General features: G+C 61.1%; 1 protein-coding gene. It reads left to right on the top strand.

Annotation, left to right across the window (positions count from 1 at the left end; all coding sequences use genetic code 11):
- On the top strand, positions 1-614 hold a 614-nt coding region (locus tag AC07RZ_RS24160), incomplete at both ends, for a phosphohexomutase domain-containing protein (protein WP_494669877.1).

Genomic DNA, 614 nt, shown 5'->3' with positions numbered 1-614 from the left:
AATTCCGATGCCGAAATCGGCCTGGCTTTCGACGGCGACGGCGACCGCCTCGGCGTGGTCACCAAGGATGGCCAGATCATTTATCCGGACCGCCAGCTGATGCTGTTTGCCGCCGATGTGCTGACGCGCCATCCCGGCCGCGAGATCCTGTACGACGTCAAATGCACGCGCCACCTGGCGCCGTGGATTACCGAACGCGGCGGCCAGCCCCTGATGTGGAAAACCGGCCACTCGCTGGTCAAGGCCAAGATGCGTGAAACCGGCGCGCCGCTGGGCGGCGAGATGAGCGGCCATGTTTTCTTCAAGGACCGCTGGTACGGTTTCGACGACGGCCTGTATGCCGGCGTGCGCCTGCTGGAACTGCTGAGCCGCGAAAGCGATCCGTCGGCAGTGCTCAATGCGTTGCCGCAATCGTCCAGTACGCCTGAGCTGCAATTAAAGCTGGAGGAGGGCGAGAATTTCACCTTGATCGAGAAATTGCAGAATGAGGCGAAATTTCCGGGATCCGACGACATCATCAAGATCGACGGCTTGCGCGTCGAATATCCGGACGGTTTCGGCCTGGCGCGTTCATCCAATACCACGCCGGTGGTCGTGATGCGTTTCGAAGCGGA

The sequence above is a fragment of the Collimonas sp. GW821-FHT07E08 genome, from assembly GCF_059418905.1.
This window is presented reverse-complemented; position numbering and strand designations above follow the sequence as displayed.